Genomic DNA, 19,883 nt, shown 5'->3' with positions numbered 1-19,883 from the left:
ACTGAAATTATTAGCATTAGTTTTCTCGTTTAGGAGCCAAAGGATTTTGTTCCAGTCTTTTATTTTTAATCAATACTTCATCCGGAATCGGCATGGTATAAGAAGGGTCGTTAGATTTTAGCGTATATGTTTTACCTTCCCATTCGTGTGTGATTTGAGGCATTCCGTAGCGTCTCAGGTCGAACCAGCGTTGTCCCTCAAAACAGAGTTCTTTTCTTCTTTCTGCCTTGATGAAGTTTTTCAACGTCTCACCGGTCAATCCGGCAGGGACAACTAACTTTTCTGGTTCGTATCGATTCTCCAATAAAGTTCTCATAGCTGAAAGCGCCTTACTTTCTTCGTTATTGTAGGCAGCAGCTTCTGCAAGATTCAGATATGCTTCACTCAGTCTAAAAGAGAGTGCAAAATTCTCTGAACCATTAGGCTCGCCCATTGCAGATAGTTGGTATTTCCCGAAAGAACTGTAATAGTCCGGATAAAAACTGTTATTTATTCTGTTATATTCTTTAGCTATGTATTTTTCTTTTCTTAAGTCTCCATCTTTAAAACTTTCCAACAGATCATCGGAAGCTGTGAAGGCTTTCCGATAGTAGGTAATATTTATTCCCCAACCGGGATAATCGGGGTCTTCCTCTTCACGAGATACTGTTTCGTTATTAAATTCTGTGAGATCAGATACATTTCCATATAGCCAGATTACTTCTGATGATTTCAAAGACGTGAAATTGTAATAAGGTTCTGCTGTTGACGTAGAAGGCAGATTATTCAAATTGATTAAAGAGAAAGACCACTCATTGATTACCTTGTCGGCATATATCGCTGCATCCTTCCAATTTTCCATGTAAAGGAAAACACGGGATTTCAATAATTGTATCATAGGAAGGCTGATTAAATAGTTCGGTTCGTATTGCTTATCTTTCGATAAAGTGAGAAACAACCGTTCCGCTTCGCTCAAATCTTCTATAATCTGGTTATAAACTTCTTCTACACTATTACGTGTCATTAATAAATCTTCTTCGGGCAGTAGGTTACTTGTCAATTTAAGAGGTACTCCCGCTGCTTGCTTGTCATAATTATAAGGTGCACCGAAGTGATTGACTAACATGAAGTAGTAGAATGCTCTTAGACCTAAAGCTTGGGCAATCACATAGTTCTTTTCAGCTTCTGTTCCGTTTACATCACCAATATAATCAAGTGCGGCATTTGCCCCTAAAATAAATTTATAGTAACCTTCCCAGATATTGTAAACAACGGGACTGTTCTTTTCCATTATGAAGAACATATCCGGTTGCCATGTGAAAACTGCTTTCTTGGATTCTACATATCCTAATGAGTTGGAATCGAACTCATACCCGGTTTTGTGGAACTGGACATCATCATCGAGGAAACTTAAAAAACCTAGTAAATTGTTGCCTGACTTATGTTGGGGGTAAGCACTGCCGATTAGCATCTCTTGGAGGGCGTTAGCGTCTTTAGGAACATATTCGCTTTGGGATTTCGGTTCCAGAAAGTCGGAGCAGGAGGACAGTGATAATAAAACGATTCCTATAATTGTATATATAAATTTTTTCATCTTTTATTTTTTTAGAAACCAATGTTAATACCTAGTGAGTAATTGCGCGGAAGTACACTATTGCTGATTTCCGGGTCGAACCCGTTGAAACGTTTGCTGGCGATAACGAAGATATTATCCATGTTGAAGTTGAGTGACAAGTTCTTCATGTATATCTTTTCGCACCATTCGCGTTTCATTTGCCAAGATAAACCGATATTACGGCAGCGTAGGAATGAACCACTTACAACCATAGCATCAGACTGCTCCCATACCGGGATTTTGAAAGTACTCTCTCCATTAGGTAATTGTATGAGAGACATATTGCCCTTAGGCAGTGAAGGTATGATAGTATGTGCTTCGTCTCCCGGCTCTTTCCAACGGTTTAACAAATCACGGTTTATATTCGTATATGGGTCTGGCATATAGTAGGAACTGCTAAACTGCGAGTAGGGCGAGGGCAGACGTTTTTTGTTGCCAAGCAAGAGTGAGAAACTGCTGTTCAGAGTCAGTGATTTATACCGGAAACTTAAACTTAATCCACCTGTAAAATAGGGATCTCTTTGCCCTGAATAAACCAGGTAGGTGGTCGGGTCTATCAATCGGCTTCGTTGGTCATCCGGAATATCCAGAAGGTTGAATTGAGGTTCTCCGGTTTGTCCATTCAGACCGGCAAATGAGTATGACCAGAAACTACTAAGGGGATAACCTTGTTTGAGTATGATATCCGAGCGTCCGTTCAGAAAATCACTAGCCTTGACTTCGATATCCGTATGCCCGCCCTCGTTCCAGTTTTTAGATGCATTCAGGCTGACACTTAATGCATAGTCACGTTTTTGTATCGGAGTAAAAGTCAATGTATATTCGATACCTCTGTTGTGGATAATACCTCCGTTACGTTTCATAGAAGAAATTCCATATTCATAAGGCAGGTCTAATTCGACAATCGCATTAGAGCGTCTTGTGTAATATTCCAGATTCATGTTGAACAGATTAAATAATTCCAGATCGATTCCGAAATTCCATGATTTGGTACGTTCCCAAGACAGAGTCGGGTTCGGAATCTGGGAAATAGTAGATTGATATCTATTGTATAGATCAGCTACTGTTCCTTGATTCAGAATTAGATCCGGGCTAAGACGTGTGAGTGCATTTCCCTGAATACCATAAGTGCCGCGGAAGTTTAAGTTAGTTATCCAGCCCACATATTTTCTCATAAACCTTTCTTCTGAAGCCCTCCATGAGAAACCAAATGAGTAGGTTGGGTCAATACGATGATTGGTATCTTGTCCGAAGCGGTTGGATGCGTCATTACGTACATTGGCATTTATTACATAGCGATTTTTGAATGAATAGGCCAGTGTGGCAAATACAGAGAAGAAATTATCCGTAGTATTAACTTTTCTCCAACCACCGTCATATATTCTTTGTAGAATGCCCCAACCGCTGTTTTGAGAACCGGTAATCGGTTCGAAAGCTTGTAAGGTGGTCGGGCTTGTGATGACTTCTCCTCTATCGGGAACATATCCCCATACCGTATTGTTGATTCCTTTGTTGGTAGTAGAACGCAATTCCATACCTACTAGTGCATTCAATCGGTTCTCATCATTAAAAGCCTTACTGAATTGCAACTTGTTCTGTATGTTGTAAGAGTATTGATGTGTGTTGTTAGTAAACAATTCACCACCAAAAGGAAGTAAGGCGGCTTTGAATTCTTTACTGGCTGGTGAAACCGAGTTAAAGTCATATCCGCGATAATTCTCGGCAATGTAAAATGTCCGTTCCGATTCCCATGCCTCGTTTGTACTATTATTATCCGAATATCCTCCGGTGAATTGATAAGTCAGCCAGTCTAGAATGTTCCATTTTAAGTCAAGTGAGGCGGACAGATAGCTGGATGCTGATTTTGAGCCGCTATTCTCCCGTTCATTAATGAAATTGTATGATAACGATCTTACTCCTTCATTATATGGATAGGAGGCTTTCATCTGATAATAGACATCAGGGTCTATTGAACGGTTAGTGGTAGTGGCATATCCTAAAGGATTGACTCCTCCCGCAAATCCTTTATTCGTGTTTACACTTCCATTGATAGCTGCATTTATGGTTAGTTTCTGTACCGGACGTATAGTAATAGCAAGACGGCCGGTCATGCGTTCACTATCATTTCCAATTTCTTGTCCTTCGCTTTTGGAATATCCCATAGAAGCCGAATAACTGTATTTGTTTGTTCCGCCGGAAACACTTAGATTGTGATTATGGCTGAAAGCGCGGCGGGTTAGTAGTTTGAACCAATCTGTGTTTTGTGTTTCCAAAACATTCCGTTGGGCAAGGAACTCTTCAGAGGATATATCATGTGATAAATACATATTCAATAATCCTTCGTACGTGTACATTTGTTTGATAGGTTCAGCACTGTAAGGAGTTCCCCAGTTGAAAGCTTCTTGTGAGAACAGTACCCTTTCTTTTGAATTCATATAATTGAACTGATCGTAATTAGGTCGTGTTCCTATTATAAAATTGGATGTGTAATTAACGCTTAAACGATCAGTAGTATTTTTTTTAGTAGTAATTTCAATGACACCATTAGATGCCTTTGAACCGTAAATAGCAGTTGCAGAAGCATCTTTTAGAATACTGATGCTTTCAATATCGGCCGGATTCAGCCAAGATATCTGGTTACCGATGATATTTTTTAAGTCATTGGTCATTAGAGAGGTCGCATCCAATTCTAATGGGTCCTCCTGAATAATTCCGTCTACTACCCATAACGGGTCCTGATTACCTAATAGTGTACTTGTACCACGAATCTGAATCTTGGGAGCAGTACCTACGCGGCTACTGGTATTGGTCACTACCATACCTGCCACACGTCCTTGTAACATTTGGTCAATAGTGGTATACGAAGGCATTATGATATCCTTGGCTTTGACGGTAGTGATCGAACCTACCAGGTCACGTCGCTGGATGTTCTGATAACCGGTTACCACTACTTCGTCTATTTCTGTATTTGAGGAATTGTTTAGAGTGACGTTGATGGTTCTCTTTCCTGTATATTTGACTGTTTTCTTTTCCATTCCGATGAACGAATAGGTCAATATTAGTCCTTCCTGTGCCGGAATGCTAAAGGTGTAGTGTCCGTCCAATCCGGCAATAGCTCCTTGCTTTGATCCTCGAACACTGACCGTAGCTCCCGGAAGTGCTTCACCGCTTGTGTCACGTATCCAACCGCTAATAGTGATTTTGTCAGTTTTTCTTTTCTTGATAACGATAGCACTACCTGAAATTTCGTAAGTGAGATTAGTTCCTTCCAGGCATTCGTCCAAAATTTCGGTAATTGTTTTGTCTTTTGCTCTTACACTGATATCAGTAATGTTAGCGATATCTTCAGTTGCATACATAAAGATAAATTTTGTTCGATTTTGCAAGTACCAGAGTACTGATTCTAAAGTCTCTTCTCTAAGATCAACCGATATTCTCTGGTTGTCTTGTGCCTGAATCATAAGTGAAGATAGAGAGAATACGCATAAAAAGCAGAGCTTGATAATATTTCTGCTCGTACGCGATATCCCTCTGAATAAGGAATGTGCTCGTCTTTTCATAAGCGTTAGTTATAATGTATTAGTAATTATTTATAAGAGATATGCAGAACGCCTTCTCTTTGTTTTATATCTACCAGGTTCAGTTCTTTTATCATGTCAATAATCGGATTCATATTTGCATATCGATTAAGATAGGCTCCAATTTTTACTTGTTTGACAGCATCATCTTCAAATGTGTATTTGAATCCATACCATTTAGAAAGATATGACATGACACTCTCAAGAGGGATATTTTTGAATATGAATGAACCGGATTCCCAAGATGTGTATAATTCTGTATTTACATTGGTTACAGTATTTCTTTTGGAATTCTTGTCAAAAATGAAATGTTGGTTGGGAGTTAATTCGAAATCTTCGTTTTTACTTTTAATTTTTATAGATCCATTAATAAGTGTAGTGCTTTCAATATTCTCGTCTGGATAGGCTCTGACATTGAAAGTTGTTCCTGTCACTTGAATAGAGGTATATGGTGTTTGGACAATAAATGGATGTTCACTGTCTGGAGCAACATCGAAATATGCTTCTCCTTTGATTTGGACAATACGTTGTTCGTTACTGAAGCATACAGGATATATCAATTGGGATTCTGCGTTTAAATGTACTTTCGTTCCATCTGACAAGGTTATGTGACATTCCATTCCATGTAGTGTTTGCAGGGTGTTTTTGATTTCTTTTATTTGAGGTTTATTGGTAGGCATTTGATAATTGATACCTTTGGAATCAATGATAAACATCTTGCTTGTCCCTTCTGGTAAAGCTCCTTCCGGAATTTTGAATGTAGTGCCGTTACTTAATGTAACTTCTCCGCCATGTGTGCCGGGATTGATTTCGCTAATCGGTTCTTCAGATATCCATTTATATATAGGATAGGAAGCCGGTATCATGAGTAGTAAGATAAGGGCTGCATATCTCATACTTCTTTTCCACAGAAAAAGGTTAGGTGCTTTTTCTCCATTTAACAGAGGATAAATCTTTTCCCATGCTTTTTGTGAGGAAAAGCTCTTTATCAACAGTGAGTGTTCTTCATATGTCCTCTGATTTAATATCCGGTCGGCTATCTTTTGATGTTCCGGATTCTCATTAATCCATTTATGGTAACTCTCATTCTCTTCCAAGGTTGACGAATGAGTGAATATGGAGGCTAATACTTTAGCAATCTTAAATTTTTCTTTAAATGATTCCATCATTTTTTCAATTGGTTCGTATATAAAACAATCCAAATGAAAAAATGGGGTAATCAAAAAGTTACTTTATTTGCATAGAAAAAGACATAAGATGTAATTAATTCCTTTTAGGCTTTCTCGGAGTTTGCGATAAGCTATTTTTTTTAACTTATGGACAGTTCCTTCTGAGATTTGCAATTTGTCAGCAATTTCATTGTTTTTTAACCCTTTCATTGAATATAAGATGATATTCCGCATTTGAGTAGGTAATTCTTCTACCGCTTTGCGAACAATGCGAAATGTTTCTTGCTCAATAATCTCAGCTTCAAATCCATTGTCATATTCTTCTTTTCCGTGAAAAAAAGGAATATCTAGTTGTGCGTGTTTGAGGTAATTCAAACATTTATTTCGAGTGACAGTATAAAGGAAACTTTTTACTTTTAGGATATCGTTGAAGTCTTCTTTTCGTTCCCAATAAGCCAACAATGCGTCTTGAACAATATCTTTGCAGACTTCTTTATCTTCAACATAGTGAAATGAGAAAACGCAAAGAATAGGGTAGTAGTCATCAAATAGCTTTTTGAAAGCTTGTTTGTTACCACGCTTGATGTCTGCAATTATATTTTCTATATGTGTGTTCACTGTTTAAAGCGGCGCAATTGGCATAAAAGAGTTTTTTATCCAATTTTGCTTATTTTCTTCAGCTTTTCTTCTTCGATGATTTTTATCTTTCTTCCGTCGATTGTGATTAATCGTTCTGCGGCGAATTGAGATAAAGTACGAATGGCATTTGAAGTCGTCATATTCGATAAATTAGCCAAATCTTCGCGTGAAAGATAAATGCTTAGGGTAGAACCGTCTTCTTCCAGCCCGTAGCTCTCTTTCAGGAACATCAACGATTCAGCCAGACGTCCGCGGATATGTTTCTGTGTCAGGTTGACGGTACGTTCGTCGGAGATACCGAGGTCAATAGAAAGTTGGCGGATAAAGAACATGGCCAGATCGTTATTCTGGGCAACCAAGGTGGTGATAGCACTCATAGGAATCAGACAGACAACGGAAGGTTCAAAAGCAGCTGCAGCGGTAACGAAGTCCTGTTTCGCAAAGTAGGCGCGGTACGCAAAATATTCCCGCGGTTTGATCATGCGAATAATCTGACTTCTTCCTCCTACACCATCTTTGAAGATTTTTACTTTGCCACTGATGAGACACATCAAATGAGAGGGGGTTTCTCCTTCACAATAAATGGTTTCATTCTTTTTGTAGGTCTGTATCGTATAATTATTCATCAGAAACTCCTTTTGCTCATTGTTTAAAGGAGCTAACATGTCGGATAACGGTTCCGAAATATCTACTAAAGATACAAAATCTTTAGGTAATAACAAAGCCCCAGCTTGTGAAAGTCGGGGCTTTGCGCTTAAAAAAAAGAAGGTGCGCATTTTGACACACCTCCATCTTGAAAACATTTTATTTAGTAAATAACAGTTCCCTATACTTCGGTAGAGGCCATATTTCATCGTCTACTTCCATTTCTAAATGGTCGATGTGATCTCGTATCTGGTCGAGATACGGACGCACTTTATCTTCGTATGCAAATGCTCTTTCCTTGTAGTTTTCAAGGTGGTTGGCTACTTTTCGCGCTTCGGTCATTTCACGGACCAGTATTTTAATGGAGGTCACCCGGTGGGAGATCTCACGAATCAACTCTTTACGGTCGGCGCTCAACACTTCGTATTCTTCGGCAGAGAAGATTTCCTTCATTCCGCGAAGATTTTCGAGCAGGCGATTCTGATAAGCCACGGCAGTCGGCACGATGTGGTTGATAGCGAGGTCGCCCAATACACGGCCTTCAATCTGAACCTTCATGGTGTATTTCTCCAATTCCACTTCCAAACGGCTGTTCAACTCCGTTTCGTTGAAAATGCGTTCGCCGATAAGTACGGATTTGGATTGATTGTCAACGTAGTGCATCAGAGCTTCCGGGACGTGGCAGATGTTGGTCAGTCCGCGGCGTGCAGCTTCCTGTTTCCATTCTTCGGAATAGCCGTCGCCTTCGAAACGGATCGGTTCGGAAGCGATGATTGTCTCTTTCAGCAGACGGAAGATAGCTTCGTCTTTGCCTACTCCTTCCTCCATAAGCTTTTCCACCGATGCGCGGAATTCGTTCAACTGGTTTGCCATGGCAGCGTTGATAGCAATCATGGCGGCGGCACAGTTGGAAGAAGAACCTGCGGCACGGAACTCAAACCGGTTTCCGGTGAAGGCGAAAGGGGAGGTACGGTTACGGTCGGTTGTGTCGAGCAGAATTTCGGGTATACGTCCGATACCCAGTTTCAGCGTTGTCTTTTCTTCTGGGGTCATTTTCTCGTTTCCCACCTGGCGTACAATTTCGTCAAGAGTTGCCGAAAGTTGTGAACCCAGAAAGCAGGAAAGAATAGCGGGAGGAGCTTCGTTGGCTCCCAGGCGGTGACTGTTGCTGGCACTCATAATAGAAGCACGCAATAGATTCTGGTTCTTATAAACCATCATCAGCACATTCACCAGGAAAGTAAGGAATAGCATATTTCCTTTCGGATTCTTGCCCGGTGCAAACAGGTTGACGCCTGTGTCGGTGCAAAGCGACCAGTTGTTGTGCTTGCCCGAACCGTTCACGCCACTATAAGGTTTCTCGTGCAGAAGCACGTTGAAGTGATGCTTGCGAGCAATACGTTTCATCAAGTCCATGACAAGCTGGTTGTGGTCGTTTGCCAGATTACAGTTTTCGAAGATAGGAGCCAGTTCGAACTGGTTGGGTGCTACCTCGTTATGACGTGTCTTGGCGGGAATACCCAGTTTGTGGCATTCGATTTCGAGTTCTTTCATAAATGCCGTGACGCGTGGAGGGATAGAGCCGAAATAGTGGTCTTCCAACTGTTGATCTTTAGCGGAAGAATGTCCCATAAGTGTCCGTCCTGTCAGGCAGAGGTCGGGACGTGCATTATATAAGGAGGAGTCAACAAGGAAATATTCCTGTTCCCAGCCCAGGTTTGTATATACACGAGTGATGTTTTTGTCGAATAGCTGGCAAACTTCCGTAGCAGCTTTGTCTACGGCAGCGAGTGCTTTCAGCAATGGAGTTTTGTAATCCAGTGCTTCGCCTGTGTAAGAAATAAAGATCGTGGGAATACAGAGAGTTGTGTCTACAACGAATGCCGGAGAAGAAACATCCCATGCCGTATAGCCGCGAGCTTCGAAAGTATTGCGGATGCCACCGTTGGGAAAAGAAGAAGCATCCGGTTCCTGCTGGATAAGCAGTTTGCCGGAGAAGCGTTCGATGACTTCACCGTCTTCACCGAACTCGATAAAGCCGTCATGCTTTTCGGCTGTTCCGTCCGTCAGGGGTTGGAACCAATGTGTGTAGTGAGTAACGTTGAGCGACTTCGCCCAGCTTTTCATGCCGTTGGCAATCAGGTCGGCTATTTCACGGTTGATAGGTGTACCTTTTTCGATAGCGTCGATTACCGCTTTATAAGCTTCTTTGGGAAGATACTCCTGCATCTTCTTGCGGTCGAACACATGGCTGCCATAATAATCAGAGAGTTTGTTGGAAGGAGCGGTCACTTCCAAAGGTTTCCGGTTGGAAAGCTCTTGCAGAGCAAAAAAACGCATTTTTGACATAAATAGTCTACTTTTATTGGTTGCTGGGCGCAAAATTATATGTTTTTTCTGAAAGTACCCCTGTTTTTGTAGGGGTATTTTTGAAAATAAGTGTGTTTTTTGAGAAATACCCCTGCTTTTTGTGGGGAAGGTAGGCTTTTTTCTTGTATTTTATAAAATATAGAAGGAGATGATACCAATTGAAACTTTAGTTTTATAAGTTTGCTGTTGGTTCAAAGCAAGTTTATTATTGGGCAACAGGAAGTTTGTTGTTAGTAGATAACAACTATTAATTGATAACTCTTTTTAGTGACACATTGCCTTTGCTTTTCGATATTCTTTTCTATATTTGCCTACGTTAATGAAGGAGATACGACGATTGAGAGTTAAAATATTGATAGGATGCATAGTATGCCTGTTTTCTTTTATATCAAAGGGAACAGCCAACAATTATATAATGAATCCCTATACCAGTACGGAGATCTCGGCTGACTCCATTATCGAACGTGTCATGACTTTTGCCCCTTTGTATGAGACAATAGTAAGCGATTATCGCGCGAATCTATATATAAAGGGTAGAATGGATATCCAGAAGAAGAATTTTATTCTCCGCTACGTACCTTCCATGTTCCGTTTGCAGAAAGGGGTGCGTGAATATATGCTCGAAACATACAGTGACCTTCATTATACGGCTCCCAATATCTACGACCAGAAAGTAAAAGCCTCGCAAGGTACAGTGAGAGGAAACAGGGGATTGCCGGGGTTGCTCGAATATTTTAGTGTAAATATCTACTCGGCTTCGCTTTTGAACGATGAACGCCTGATGTCACCTCTTGCCAAGAACGGACAGAAATTTTATAAATACCGGATAGATAGTGTAATGGGCGACCCCAATAACCTTGACTACCGGATACGCTTTATCCCCAAAACGAAAAGCGATCAGTTGGTAGGAGGTTATATGATTGTCAGCAGTAATGTGTGGAGCGTACGGGAGATACGTTTCTCGGGACGGTCGGAACTGATTACCTTTACTTGCTGGATTAAAATGGGAGAAGTGGGCAAGAAAGACGAGTTTCTGCCGGTTCGGTATGACGTGGAGGCCCTCTTTAAGTTTTTGGGAAACAAGGTTGACGGCTCCTATACGGCTTCTTTGGATTATAAGTCGATCGAACTGAAAGAGAAGAAAACACGTAAGAAAGAAAAGAAGAAATATAACCTGTCAGAATCTTTCTCGTTGCAGTGCGATACGAATGCCTACAAAACAGACGCTTCGACTTTTGCCATACTTCGTCCTATTCCGTTGGCGGACGATGAGAAGAAACTGTATCAGGACTACCAGTTAAGACGCGATACTGTGGTCAGTCAGAAGAAAACGAAAAGCCAGGCTTTTTGGGGAACAATGGGTGACTTGATGTTGGAAGATTATAAATTCAATTTATCCAATATCGGAAGTGTCCGTTTCTCTCCGTTTATCAATCCGCTTTTGTTCAGTTATAGCGGTAGCAATGGGTTGTCCTATCGGCAGGACTTCCGGTATAACCGCCTTTTCAGGGGCGATAAGTTGCTCCGCATTGTCCCTCGACTGGGGTATAACTTCACCCGGAAAGAGTTCTATTGGGGACTGAATGCCGACTTTGAGTATTGGCCTCAAAAGCGGGGATTCTTCCGGCTGAATGTGGGTAACGGTAACCGTATTTATAGCAGTAAAGTGTTGGATGAACTGAAAGCCATGCCGGACAGTATCTTTAATTTCGACCTGATTCACCTGGATTATTTTAAGGATTTATATTTCAATTTCTTCCATAGCGTTGAAGTTACTAACGGGCTGGATATAAGTGTCGGTTTCTCGGCGCACAAGAGAACTGCAGTGGAGCGTTCCCGCTTTGTTATTACCGGTGACTATCCGATGCCGCCTCCCGAGTTTATGGATAAGTTCAAGAATACCTATATCAGTTTTGCCCCTCGTATCCGTGTGGAATGGACGCCGGGACTTTATTACTACATGAACGGAAAGCGTAAGATAAACCTCCGTTCTTTCTACCCGACTTTCTCGGTCGATTACGAACGGGGTATAAAGGATGTGTTCAAAAGTACGGGGGAATATGAAAGGATAGAGTTCGACCTTCAACATCAAATCCGTTTGGGACTGATGCGTAATATCTATTACCGCTTCGGATTCGGCGCATTCACCAATCAGGACGAACTGTATTTTGTGGACTTTGTCAACTTTTCACGTCACAATCTTCCCGTAGGGTGGAATGATGAAATCGGTGGTGTGTTTCAGGTGCTTGACGGACGTTGGTACAACTCCTCCCGCCGTTATGTACGCGGACATTTCACGTATGAGGCTCCGTTCCTTGTCCTGCGACATTTGATGAAGTATACTCGTTATGTACAAAATGAACGGATCTATGTCAGCGCCCTTTCCATGCCACATCTTCAACCTTATTTGGAAGTGGGATACGGCATTGGCACGCATATCTTTGATCTTGGAGTTTTTGTGAGCAGCGAGAACTGGAAGTTTGGCGGGATAGGCTGTAAGTTTACATTCGAGTTGTTTAACCGATAGTTTTCTGCGTTCCGGTTGGATATCCGGGAATTATTTTCTACCTTTGTGTAGAAGAGGATGAGGGCAGAATTTAGCACAAGAGAGGTGTAGTCGCCTCATAAGCACAGGTATTTTCCTAGAAAATAAATTACTAGGTATACATACCTAAATTTATTTTAGTAAATAACTCATCCTCTTCTCCTTAGTTTTATACAGATGCACAATGAACAAAATTCTAATAACGATACTTATTATCACCGGCTTTTTGATTTATAAAATGATTTCCTCGAGCAGGAGACAAGAAGGGTATAAAAGGTGGAAAGCAACAGGCGGTGGTAAAGAAGAAAAGGTTGATAAAACAAAATGGGAGCGAGGATCCTGGCTTCGTCATGCAATGGGTGTTACTACTCCGGTGGCCCCCTATACTCCGAGATTTGAAAAAGAGGCTGTAATCTGGTGTGCTGCTCTGTTAGGAGTGGAAGTGAACCGCCTGGAAGAAATATTGAACAATGTTTCCGGGCATTATCAGGAGTTTTGGATGAGAAAGAGAAGCGGAGGGTATCGTATGATTTCTGCTCCGGACAAGGATTTGCAGGCTATCCAATCTACTATTTATTCGCGTATTTTATCATCGGTGACGATAGTTCATCCGGCAGCCGTCGGTTTTCGCTGCGGTCGGTCTGTGGTGGACAATGCTGCTCCTCATTTGGGTAAGCGGTATGTGTTGAAAATGGATATTCATGATTTCTTCGGCTCTATACGAAGCCCGAGAGTGAGGCAGACATTTAAGAAAATAGGTTATCCGGAGAATGTGTCGAAAGTACTGGGGGCTTTGTGTTGCCTGCACAGGCATTTGCCGCAAGGAGCGCCTACAAGTCCGGCTTTAAGTAATATTGTGGGATACGAAATGGACAGGAAACTCGCAGCGTTGGCTGCGGAATACGGGTTGACTTATACCCGTTATGCCGACGACCTAACCTTTTCGGGAGATGTGTTTCCGAAAGAGCAGATCATCCCTCAAGTCAAACGGATTATCCGTGATGAGAAGTTCGAGCCGAACCATAAAAAGACTCATTTTATGAATCAGAGTAGTAGGAAGATTATTACGGGGGTGTCTGTCGCTTCCGGTGTGAAGCTGACTATTCCTAAAAGCAAAAAGAGGGAGATTCGTAAGAATGTTTATTTCATCCTGACGAAAGGTCTGGCAGAACACCAGCGCAGGATCGGCTCTCATGATCCTGCTTATCTGAAACGGCTTATCGGAATGCTTTGCTATTGGCGGGCGATAGAACCGGACAATACCTATGCATCCGATTCCATTGCTGCTTTGAAACGTTTGGAGAAAGGGTATTAGTCTGCAATCGTTACTTTTTCATTGTCTATTTTGGCATAATTCTTTTTTATGGCTTTATTGATTCCTCTCTGCATGACAGTGTCTATGTTTGATCCCATACGTGTGAAACCGAATTCTTGTGCGCACGCTTTCACCAAATCCGCCAAAGGAAGACTGATAGAATCAGCCAATAGTTGCCGTACTGCGTTGGCTATCTCTTCGGGTGGCAAATCTGTTGCATCCCGATCGGACTCGGGGCGGTAACCGGAATAGAGACAGCATTGTACTTCATCTTTCCAGAAGAAGACGAGACCATCGTATGTGGTACGGTAGAGGTGAAGGCTGTCGAAGATCTTTTCCAGATGCGCTTCTATCCGTTGTCCCAACCGGCTGATTCCCCATTCGACCAGAACCTTTTTGCAGAGTAATGATTTGCTGATGGGTGCTTCGTTTTCTATGAGTTTCCGGATTTGAAAGATAAGAATAGGGATGTTCTCCGTAGCGAAGAAATCTTTCGAAGAATATTTGTTCGGGTTCACTTTCGTGCTGTTATACTTTCGTTGGGGAATATCGGCGGAGATTATTTCCGGTTTTGCGAAAACCGGTGTTGTCTTTAGCGATACTTCCTTTATCGGTGCCTCGTTTAGTGTTACTTCTTTTATTTGCCCACCTTTTATGGGTTCTTCGCTGCGTGTTTCTTTCCGGGTTGGTTCTTCCTGCCGAGGTTCTTCTTGTTTGGAAACGGAGGTTCCTTTGCTGATTGCTTCCTGTATGGATGCAATGACTTCATCCGGCTTCTCCCACCAGTCCATTGTCCAAATGCGGCAGATGTTCCAGCCGAGTGCTTTCAATACATTGTTTTGGACAATCTCACGGTCGCGTGCGGTTTTCGTACGTTTGTAGTTCTTTCCGTCACAGATGATGCCTAGTTGATAATTGGATGTGTTTTGAGGATCCACAATTCCAATATCAATTTTATAGCCAGAACATCCGATGTCCGTATGTACGGTATATCCTAAAGAGCGTAGTTTGTCCGCTATGATATTTTCGATAGATACCGTTTCTTCCGGTAAAGAGGGAAGGGAGCTGCCGAGTGTGTTCCTTGTACCTTTTTCCGCATATTCGAGAAACCGTTTCAATCCGGCCACTCCGATAGACGAAGTCCGGTTGAGGTCTATCATATCCGATCTTAAAGTAGAGAAGATTATCATCTCATACCGGGCACGGGATACGGCTACATTCAGTCGCCTTTCTCCGCCGATCCGGTTTAACGGACCGAAATTCATGCTGACGCGCCCTTCGGAATCGGGACCATAGCCGACAGAGAAAAGAATGACATCCCGCTCGTCTCCCTGCACATTCTCCAGGTTCTTGATGAACAAAGGTTCTTCACTTTCCAGTGCAAGTGTTTCCAGTTCGGGGTGAAAGATGAAGAGGTCGGATAGCAAATCTTCTATCAATGCTTGTTGGACGACGCTGAAAGTAACAACACCGATACTCTTCCGCCTTAATTCTTCACTTCTTAATCTTCTTGCTATTTCGTCTACTACGGCTTGTGCTTCCGCCCGGTTTTGGCGGGACTTTCCTTTGTCATAGTAACCGTCGATTGCTACCATTCTCACTTTGGATTCAATGTTGTCCGGAGACGGGAAGGTCATTAGTTTATTGTCGTAATATTCCGAATTGCTGAAGGCGATAAGGCTCTCATGTTTGCTTCGGTAGTGCCATAACAGATATTTGGAAGGAATAGACAGTGCCAGGCAATCATCGAGAATGCTTTCGAGGTCTTCCAGTTCTATATTATCCTCGTCAACGGTGTTGACGGAGAAGAAGCTGGTGGGAGGCATTTGTTTCGGGTCACCTACGATCACTACGTTCTTGCCGCGTGCAATAGCACCTACGGCTTCGTAAGTCGGCATTTGTGAGGCTTCGTCAAAAACGATCAGATCGAATTTATCCGCATCTGCGTCAATGTATTGGGCTACGGAAAGCGGACTCATCAACATACACGGGCACATACGCGACAGTAGAGTGGGGATCTGGTCGAACAACTTACGGATAGATATGCCACGTGCATTGTTGCGGATATTCTTCTGGAGTATGCCGACTTCGGAACTCTGGATTGCTGCATGAGTAAAAGACGGAATGTTTGAAGCTAATCTGGCGAACAACTCTCTTTGGGTGATTGTCTCAAAATTCGTCGATATTTGTTTGTATTTCGCTATGATATCGTTGAATATCTTGCCGTTGAATAATTCCAGTGTCGGCTCTTTTGAGATAATATATCGGATAGCTGCCTGATAAAAACTCTTGTGGAAGCTGTCGATAAGCTGGTCGGTCGGGATATTCTTCTCTTTATATTCCAGGGCAATGAATCCTATACCCAGTTTATCCAGTTGGCGGTATGCCTGGAGCCACTGGTACCAGTCTTTGAGCTTGTCCAGATTTTCTTTGTGGAGGCGGGCTTTTGCCAGAGCGGTGTTTATCCAGTCGGCAGAGTTCATGTAAAGCGTTTCGGCAGATATGCCCAGCGTGGAAGAAAGCCGGTTCTCAATGTTTACCAATCTTTCGGCAAGTTGGTATAATTCATTTAGGGAATGGGCGTGCATATCTCTGAATGACCGGAGCCCTTCCGTTAGCTGCACGGACAGGTTTTGCTTGATTTGCGTTGCCTTGGCAATATTCTTCGAATAATTCAGTAGAAGGGAATGGAGGACTCCCATATCATTAATGATCTGTTCAATTGTGCTCCAGTCTTCACTTCTTCCGAAGCCTCCGAACAGGGAAGGCAGCCTGTCAGCGTGTTTCCGGACGAATTCCGCTTCTTCCTGATAATGGATGATTTGGTGGAGCAGGGGCTTGACGGCTTCCGGTTTGACAGGCTTCAAAGCATATAGATTGATTGCCTTTTTGATTTTTTTCTGTCCGAAATATCTGGGAAGAAACCATTGGGCGCTCACCCTGTTCCATTCTGCGAGCATTTGTGTTGCATTTATTTCGAGAATCTCTTTGGTGAATCCGGTTTCTACAGTTGCTTTTATCTCATCACGTTTCCTGCCACGAGCGGACACTTCGCGATATTCGTCGAGAGTCTCGCTCAATGAAGATGCTGTCAGCAATCCGGGAGTGAGTTCGGGAATGTCGAGTACTTTTCGGACAATGTCCGCTGTCGTTTGGAAATCCATGCGTGTGGGGTGCATATCCGTATCTTTCAGTAGTGTGGGAAATACGGATAACTTCGGCTGAATTGTGCTCAGCAAGTCGATGAAAGTGCTCAGTAATTGGGCAGCTTCTTCCTTTATGGCAGACGAATATTCCGCAATAGAGATTCCCGATAGCGGATGTTGATAAGGATGTCCGCAAGCATTGGCAGTTCTTACCAGAGTTTCGACAGCTTCTTTCCATTCGGAGAATGTTTCTTTGTTCAATGTATCCAGATAGCTTTGCGGAATATCAAAACAAGGCTCTCCGTCTGTTGATTGATAGTGGATAATGGCATCGTATAAAGAAATGCCGAAAGGATATTCCTTATGTAAGGCTTCTGTGTATCCGTTTAATTCCGCCCGCAGTTGCAACAAGCGTTCCGCTTCCTTTTTAAATTCTTCGGGAGAAGTCTGTTTGATGATTTCAGTCGTTTCTCTAAGTTGTGAGATAACGGCGGATTTCTTAGTCTTGTTGGAGTGAATTTCCAGGCAGAAGGGAGCAAGTCCGATCGCTGCCAACCTGTTTTGAACAACAGAGAGGGCAGCCATTTTTTCTGCTACAAATAATACACGTTTGCCGTTGTATAAAGCATTGGCGATAATGTTGGTAATGGTTTGCGACTTTCCCGTGCCCGGAGGGCCGTGCAGGATGAAAGTCTTGTCGTGTACCGCTTCATAGATAGCCTCCAGTTGGGATGAATCGGCAATAATAGGCAATACGATATCTGCCGGAGACAGTTCCTTATCCATGTAGGTGGCATCTATTTCTTCAGTTGTGGCATTCCATTCTATCTTTCCGTTGATGAGGCTCGAAACAATTTTATTCTGAGTCAGTTTATTGGCATTGTTGTGGATATCATTCCACATGATAAACTTGTTAAAGGAGAATATTCCCAGGATAGCCTGTTCTTCCACGTCCCATTTGCGCTGGTTCTTAATGCTGTTTCGGATAATGGAGTAGATAAGCTTGACGTTTACACCGCTTTCATCAGTCGGCAACGGGTCCAGTCCGGGGACGGAGATCCCGAAGTTTTGGCGGAGCATTTCCAATAAGGTGATATTCATCATCGTTTCCTCCTCACGTGAACGGATGACGTATCCTTTGGCCGCTGACTTACGGATGATTTCTACCGGTAACAGCAGGATAGGAGCATAGCGGGGACGTTCGCTGGAAGGTGACTCGTACCATTTTAGCAGTCCGAGAGCGAGATAAAGCGTATTCGCCCCGTTTTCTTCAATAGAAGTACGGGAAGAACGGTACAAGTGGGTAAGCGCTTTGCTCAAATCATTTTCCGGCAGATAAAAACGTAATCTTTTCTGGGAAAGCTCCGAATTTACAAAATCTGTAATCGGGTCGGAAGCCGGTATTGAAGAATAGATCCCGAACTCCATGCCCGGATTCTCCCAGTCGGAAGGACGGTGCAGGATGCGGAACTCTTCCCCGTCTGCTAAAGCGTCTTCCAGGCAGGAGAGATTGGCGGGAATAAGTTGAAGCGTGTTTTTGGTAATCCGGATATTCAGCAGGTTGTTGCGCAGGCTTAGGTCTAATAGCCGTCGTTCCCACAATAGTTGTTTGGTTATGACCGTCTGCGTTTCGTTGCCGGATAAATCATATGGATTGATACTTTGCGGGGTGGCATAAGCCGTATCTTTATTATATAAAGCGGTATCTTCTTCTATTTCCCAGATCTGTCCGTTCAGTACCCGTTGCGGTACGGGACGGATTCCCGAATGCCTTGCCCGCTTGACATCTATCGCAAGGATGAACTTGCTTGAATCGGTCAGTTTACCGTTTGCGCTTTTCACTGCGTCATCGAAGTCGGAATGCTGTCCCATGTTCATGCTGGTCGTTTCAACCAGCGTGATGTCATAAATCCCCTCGGCAGTCCTTTTGGTTAATAGCGAAACATCATCAATTGTAGCGTCCGGGAAAGTCTCGGGCACCAGCCAAGCACCTGCAAAGGCGTGTCCCCGGGTGATGATGAGGAGAGCATTCAGTCCGATAGCTTCCAGGCAGGAGGCGTAAAGCAACGCCATATCCAAGCAAGTCCCCAGCTTCTGAGCCAGGACGGAATCGGTGAGCCGGATACGTTGCCCGTACTCCTCAAAGCTAGCCGGGATAGTGCTGTAAATAATCTGCTGCTCGGTGATAGCAGTATAGACGGCGGCCATTTGCTTTCTTACCCTGTCCGGGTTACGGCTCTGGTATTCGTCCAGTGACGGATTTCCTGTCCACTGCTCCAGAATGGTAGCGGCTCGTTTGATGACGGGCGAAATAACAGCATGATTGGGAGTGATGAACGCAGCCAGCATTTCGGGCAGGACATTGAGTCCGCCCCATTGGTCATAAGCGAGAATGTCAATCGGATACGTTTGCGAGAATATAGCTTTCGTTTCTGACGTGATTTCTACTTTCAGGCTGCCTGATAATCTTTCGGTCAGTTGGGTGAAATAATTGGTGGACAAGGTGAGATTGAAAGTTTGCAGACAGACCCGGTCGTTAGCCGGAATTGCTTCTATAACTGTTGGAACAGAATTACCAAAGGCCGGTTCGGTGGTGATTTGCACTTGTACATCTTTCAGTGGAGCATGTGTCGTGTTCTCAATTGAAATCTGATGAATAATAGATGCGCCGTTCTGCTGCATCGCGAAATTAATAAGCGGCAAATAGTCGCATTGCACCTTGACTTTGTCCAATCTCTCGTCCATGGCTAGAGCTATATAAATTAAGACTTGCAATATTACAAAAAATAAGGATATAAGCATCTTTTCTTTTGGCATTCTTTTGGCAATCAAGAAAATATTTCTACCTTTGCGCCCGATTTATAGATAATATAATGTCTTAT

At 42.9% G+C, this 19,883-nt stretch carries 9 protein-coding genes; 2 read left to right on the top strand and 7 right to left on the bottom strand.

The window, feature by feature from the left end; translation table 11 throughout:
- Positions 1-16: 16 nt before the first annotated feature.
- The 6 genes from BHV72_RS01610 to BHV72_RS01585 form a co-directional block, all read right to left on the bottom strand.
- Positions 17-1,573: a RagB/SusD family nutrient uptake outer membrane protein gene (locus tag BHV72_RS01610; protein ID WP_022042715.1), complete on the bottom strand. Its 1,557-nt coding sequence runs from the start codon at positions 1,571-1,573 to the stop codon at positions 17-19.
- Positions 1,574-1,584: 11 nt separating this feature from the next.
- Entirely contained in the window at positions 1,585-5,055 is a 3,471-nt protein-coding gene (locus BHV72_RS01605) for a SusC/RagA family TonB-linked outer membrane protein (protein ID WP_082431414.1), read from the bottom strand.
- Positions 5,056-5,180: 125 nt separating this feature from the next.
- A complete protein-coding gene (locus BHV72_RS01600; protein WP_055256655.1) occupies positions 5,181-6,338 on the bottom strand; it encodes a FecR family protein in 1,158 nt (385 codons plus the stop codon).
- Between the two features lie 66 nt (positions 6,339-6,404).
- Positions 6,405-6,959, bottom strand: coding sequence for an RNA polymerase sigma factor (locus BHV72_RS01595; RefSeq protein WP_005680171.1), 555 nt, complete (start codon positions 6,957-6,959; stop codon positions 6,405-6,407).
- A 35-nt stretch (positions 6,960-6,994) separates the two neighbouring features.
- On the bottom strand, positions 6,995-7,645 hold the full coding sequence (locus BHV72_RS01590) for a Crp/Fnr family transcriptional regulator (RefSeq protein WP_286853789.1): 651 nt from the start codon (positions 7,643-7,645) through the stop codon (positions 6,995-6,997).
- 139 nt (positions 7,646-7,784) lie between these two features.
- The gene (locus tag BHV72_RS01585; protein WP_005677470.1) at positions 7,785-9,974 is read right to left on the bottom strand and encodes a glutamine synthetase III family protein; all 2,190 of its coding nucleotides are present in this window, start codon (positions 9,972-9,974) and stop codon (positions 7,785-7,787) included.
- A 340-nt stretch (positions 9,975-10,314) separates the two neighbouring features.
- Between BHV72_RS01585 and BHV72_RS01580 the strand changes: the two genes are divergently transcribed.
- Positions 10,315-12,522, top strand: coding sequence for a DUF5686 family protein (locus tag BHV72_RS01580; RefSeq protein ID WP_005677472.1), 2,208 nt, complete (start codon positions 10,315-10,317; stop codon positions 12,520-12,522).
- A 202-nt stretch (positions 12,523-12,724) separates the two neighbouring features.
- Positions 12,725-13,855, top strand: a complete 1,131-nt coding sequence (locus BHV72_RS01575; RefSeq protein WP_022042718.1) for a retron St85 family RNA-directed DNA polymerase — start codon at positions 12,725-12,727, stop codon at positions 13,853-13,855.
- Here the strand turns inward: BHV72_RS01575 and proA are convergent.
- Positions 13,852-19,818: an anti-phage protein ProA gene (gene proA / locus BHV72_RS01570; RefSeq protein WP_286853780.1), complete on the bottom strand. Its 5,967-nt coding sequence runs from the start codon at positions 19,816-19,818 to the stop codon at positions 13,852-13,854. The two genes, BHV72_RS01575 and proA, sit on opposite strands and share 4 nt — an antisense overlap.
- Positions 19,819-19,883: the final 65 nt, after the last annotated feature.

This window comes from Bacteroides sp. 43_46 (genome assembly GCF_001915455.1).
Lineage (GTDB): Bacteria > Bacteroidota > Bacteroidia > Bacteroidales > Bacteroidaceae > Bacteroides > Bacteroides caccae.
This window is presented reverse-complemented; position numbering and strand designations above follow the sequence as displayed.